The sequence below is a fragment of the Peptoniphilus timonensis JC401 genome (genome assembly GCF_000312025.1).
GTDB lineage: Bacteria > Bacillota > Clostridia > Tissierellales > Peptoniphilaceae > Peptoniphilus_A > Peptoniphilus_A timonensis.
Genome location: NZ_HE978593.1, coordinates 243,536 through 248,531 on the forward strand (window position 1 = coordinate 243,536; position 4,996 = coordinate 248,531).

A 4,996-nucleotide genomic window follows, 5' to 3' on the forward strand; every position below is an offset into this window, starting at 1 on the left:
AAATATTGTTATCTGGATAAAAATTCTGAAAAAATATTGGAACTTGCCTTTAAAAAATATGGAATGAGTGCCAGAACTTATAACAAAATTTTAAAAATTGCTAGGACAGTCGCTGATATGGATAAGAGTGAAAATATAAAAGAAGATCACATTTTAGAAAGTATTCAATACAGGACAATGGATAAAAAGTTTTGGGGCAACTAGGAGTGATTAGATGACAGAAAGAGAATTACTTATTTTTCTAAATGGAATAAATTTTTCTAGTGAAAACTCTTTAAAGGTTTTAAATTACTTATTGGACAAAGAAATCCCTATTGAAGATTTTTATAAAGTTAATTATTTTGAAGAAAAAGTCCTATCTAATAGAAGCAATTCTAGATTGCAGGAAAAGGCAAGAGATTATAAGAATATAATTGAAAAAATAAATGAGAGAATAGAAATTCTTGATGTAAGTATAGTTACAATTTTAGATGATACTTATCCAGATAGGCTTAGATATATTGAAGATCCACCCTCAGTTTTATACATAAAGGGAGATTTAAAAATATATAACCCAATTGCCTTTGTTGGAGCAAGAAGTCATTCATCTTATGGGAATATGGCGGTAAATAAAATAATTGATGATTTGCGATTTTATGATTTTACCATTGTAAGTGGCATGGCTTATGGGATAGATACCTTATCTCACAGAAGAGCACTTTTAAATAATTTAAATACCATAGCAGTTTTAGGTACAGGAATTGATGTTATTTATCCTAAGCAAAACAAGTCCCTTTATGAAGAAATTTCACAAAAAGGTGCTATTATAAGCGAGTTTCCTCTTGGGACAGGTGCCAACAAATTTACTTTTCCCATGAGAAATAGAATTATTTCTGGGATTTCTGATACTGTTGTAGTTGTGGAAGCAAAGGATAAGAGTGGAAGTTTAATAACTGCAAGACTTGCTGCAGAACAGGGTCGAGAAGTTTTTGCAGTTCCAGGAAATATTACATCAATTTATTCTGTTGGGACCAATAAATTAATTCGTGACGGAGCAATACCTTTAGTTGAAATAAAGGATATTTTAGATTTTTATCCAGGGATTTTATCCAAAAAGGATAAAGAAGAAAAAATTGAGCTAGATCTTGAAGAAATGGCAGTCTATAATCTCATAGAAAAGGGAATAAATAACACTAATGATATTTGCATAAATTTAAATAATGAGGTATTTTATATAAATAAGATATTGACTAAGTTGGAATTAAAGGGAATTATCGAAAAAATTTCTATGAATGAATTTCAAATTTTAAAATAAATTATGGGAAGAAGGAGATGATATTTTGGCAAAAAATCTTGTAATAGTGGAGTCGCCCACTAAGGCAAAGACAATAAAAAAAATGCTTGGAAATAATTACAATGTAATTGCTTCTGTAGGTCATGTAAGAGATCTACCTAAGTCAAAGCTTGGCATAGATATAGAAAAAGATTTTGAACCACAATATATGAATATATATGGCAAGGGGCCACTTATAAAAGAAATTAAGTCTGAAGCGAAAAAAGCAAAAAAGATTTTTCTCGCTACTGACCCTGATAGAGAGGGAGAGGCTATTTCATGGCATCTTTCATATATTTTGGGAATGAAGGAAGATGAAAAAAATAGGGTTACCTTTAATGAGATAACTAAGGATACAGTTAAAAGAGAAATTAAAAATCCAAGGACAATTGACATGAACCTTGTTGACGCACAACAAGCAAGACGTGAACTTGATAGACTTGCAGGTTATAAAATTTCCCCGCTATTATGGAAAAAAGTAAAGTCTGGTCTTTCAGCAGGTCGTGTTCAGTCAGCTGTCTTAAAATTAATTTGTGACAGAGAAGATGAAATTAATAATTTTATCGCTGAAGAATATTGGACAATAGAAGCTGATTTGAGAGCTGGGAGAAGAAAGCTCTTGGCAGATTATTATGGTGTAAAGGAAAAAAATAAGGCAAAAAAAGTTGAACTAAAGACTGAAAAAGATGCTGATAAGGTTATAAATAAAGTAGATAAGGATAATTTTACTGTAGACTCTGTAAAAAAAGGAAAGAGATCTAGAAAATCACCAAATCCTTTTACGACTTCTACAATGCAACAAGAAAGTTCTAGGAGAATTAACTTTTCTACTAAAAAAACTATGATGGTAGCTCAAAGTTTATATGAAGGGGTAAAACTTCCAAAGGAAGGTTCTGTTGGTCTTATAACTTATATGAGAACTGACTCAACTAGAATTTCTCAAGAAGCACAAAATGCCTGCCTTAATTTTATAGAAAAGTCTTATGGCGAAAATTATCTTGGAAAGAAAAAAGTAGCTGTAAAGAAAAAAACTGAAAATATACAAGACGCTCACGAATGTATTAGACCAACGGATGTAAATAAAACTCCTTATTCTATTAAAGATTCTCTTTCAAAGGATCAATTTAAATTATATTCTTTGATTTGGAATAGATTTGTTGCTTCACTAATGGCAGATGCAATTTTCAACACAATTTCTGCTGATATTGTTTCTAATGCAGAAGTTTTTAGAGTAAGTGGATCAACTTTAGATTTTGATGGTTTTTTAAGAGTTTATGATTACAGTCTTGAAAAAGCCAAGGAACTTCCACCTCTTGAAGAGGGACAAGTTTTAAAATTAAAAGACATAAAAAAAGAACAGCACTTTACAAATCCACCTCCAAGATACAATGAAGCTTCTCTTATAAAAGAACTTGAAGCTCTAGGTGTGGGAAGACCGTCAACTTATGCACCAACTATTTCTACTCTTCAAAGTAGATATTATGTTGTACTTGAAGAGAAAAAATTTGTGCCAACGGAACTTGGACAAACTGTCAACGAAATTTTAGTTGATAATTTTGACAACTTAGTAGATAAAAAATTCACTGCTCAAATGGAATTTGAATTAGATGAAATTGCTGCTGGGAAAAAAGCCTGGAAGGAACTTGTTAGAGCCTTTTATAGTGATTTGAAAGAAGATCTAGACAAGGCTTATGAAAATATAGAAAAAGTTCAAATAGAAGATCCAGTAACTGATGAAATTTGTGAAAAATGTGGAAGAAACATGGTTATAAAAATGGGCAGATATGGAAAATTCTTGGCGTGTCCAGGTTTTCCAGAGTGTAGAAACACAAAAGCTCTCGTGGAAAAAATTGGAGTTAAGTGTCCAGAGTGTGGCGAAGGAGAAATTGTTGTAAAGAGAAGTAAAAAAGGAAGAATTTTTTACGGCTGCGACCAATATCCTAAATGTGAATTTGTATCATGGAATAAGCCAATTGATGAAAAATGTCCAAAATGTGGCAGCATTTTGACAGAGATGAAGTCAAGAAATAAAAAGACAATAAAATGTAGTAATTCTACTTGTGACTACAGGAGAGAGGAAAGTGAATAATTTTTCTTTTGATATTAAAAATAAATTAGCAGAAAATTATTGCCGAAAGAATTTTATAGCTCCTTATAGAGAAGAAGGCGACCTAGTGGTCTTCTACTCTTTACATATTGATGATGAGATTTTGAAATATAATCTCCAAGAAAAGCTAGGAAGAGATGTTTTATTTGAAAAAGCAAGTGAAGAAAAAATAAAAACTCTCTTAGATGAAGTTTATAAAAATAGGGATACTGATTTTTTAATAGATTCGATAAATAACAAATATGAAGACATCCTTATTTTAGAAGAAGATGAAAAGGAAGATTCTCCTGCTGTGAGAGTCCTAGATTTTATTTTAAAAGAAAGCATTGAGAAAAATGCCAGCGATATCCACATTGAACCGAGATTTGAAAATATAATAGTTAGGATAAGAGTCGATGGTGCTCTCAATAAACTCATAGATTTACCTAAAAAAATTTATCCTCATCTTGTAACTAGGATAAAAATTTTATCTGAACTTGATATTTCTGAAAAAAGATTACCTCAAGATGGAAGATTTTCCTTTGATTTTTTGGGTGAGAAAATCGACATAAGAGTTGCCACAACACCAACTGGTAATGGCGAAAAAATCGTATTGAGAATTTTAGATATCCAAAGGATTTCTTATACACCAGAGGGCATAGGACTCATTGGAGAAAATTATGATAAGGTTATGAAATTAATATCCCAACCATCGGGACTTATTTTAACTTGTGGTCCTACTTCTTCAGGAAAGACATCTACACTTTATACACTTCTTAGGAAAATTCAAGATGAAGACATAAATATTATGACTATAGAAGATCCAATAGAATATAAAATTGATGGTATTAATCAAATTGAAGTAAATCAAAATACAGGATTAACTTTCGAAAAAGGTTTAAAGGCAATTTTGAGAATGGACCCAGATAAAATTATGATTGGTGAAATTAGAAATGAAGACACCGCACATATTGCTATTTCATCTTCTATAACTGGTCATTTAGTTTTATCGACACTTCATACAGAAAGTTCTCCTGCATCAATTGGAAGACTAGTGGATATGGGGATTGAACCTTACTTAATTTCTGCTGGACTTATTGGAGTAATTTCACAAAGATTAATAAGAAAGTTGTGTCCACACTGTAAAGTTAAAGTAAAAAATACAAATCCACTTATAAAGAGTGAATATGTTTATAGGGCAAAGTCTTGCAAGCGATGTAATTCAGGATATTCTGGAAGAATGGCAGTTTTTGAAATTATGATAGTCGATAGTGAAATCAGAGATATGATCACTAGAAGAGAGTCTATTAAAAGTATTAAAGAACGTGCTGTTGAAAAGGGAATGAGAACTTTATCAAAAGAAATCTTGTCTTTAATTCAAAAAGGAGAGACGACTTTTGAAGAATACTATAGAAATATCCATACTGTTGGTGAATTATGATTTACAAGTATAAGGCCTTTAAGGGCAGTGGCAAATTAGTTGGAAACATTGAAGCTGAAAATTTTAGTGAAGCTAAGGAAAAACTAAAAAGAAAAGGACTTAGGCCAATAAAAATCGAAGAAAATATTGAGTCATCTAATTCTTTTGAATTTAAGAA

4 protein-coding genes are annotated in these 4,996 nt (G+C 31.1%); all 4 read left to right on the forward strand.

Annotated elements, in window-relative coordinates; all coding sequences use genetic code 11:
* Positions 1 to 204, forward strand: a 204-nt coding sequence (locus tag HGPT_RS01205; protein ID WP_019138068.1) for a magnesium chelatase subunit ChlI family protein, incomplete at its 5' end; no start/stop codon positions are given.
* A gap of 10 nt (positions 205 to 214) precedes the next feature.
* Positions 215 to 1,294, forward strand: a complete 1,080-nt coding sequence (gene dprA / locus HGPT_RS01210; RefSeq protein ID WP_019138069.1) for a DNA-processing protein DprA — start codon at positions 215 to 217, stop codon at positions 1,292 to 1,294.
* A 25-nt stretch (positions 1,295 to 1,319) separates the two neighbouring features.
* The gene (gene topA, locus HGPT_RS01215; protein WP_019138070.1) at positions 1,320 to 3,401 is read left to right on the forward strand and encodes a type I DNA topoisomerase; all 2,082 of its coding nucleotides are present in this window, start codon (positions 1,320 to 1,322) and stop codon (positions 3,399 to 3,401) included.
* Positions 3,394 to 4,839 (forward strand): GspE/PulE family protein, encoded by a 1,446-nt coding sequence (locus tag HGPT_RS01220; protein WP_019138071.1) that lies wholly within the window; start codon positions 3,394 to 3,396, stop codon positions 4,837 to 4,839. Before topA ends, HGPT_RS01220 begins: the two co-directional genes overlap by 8 nt.
* The last annotated feature ends 157 nt before the right edge of the window (positions 4,840 to 4,996 follow it).

Coding starts and splice junctions, on each gene's coding strand:
- dprA (WP_019138069.1), top strand. CDS start 215: ATGACAGAAAGAGAATTACTTATTTTTCTAAATGGAATAAATTTTTCT.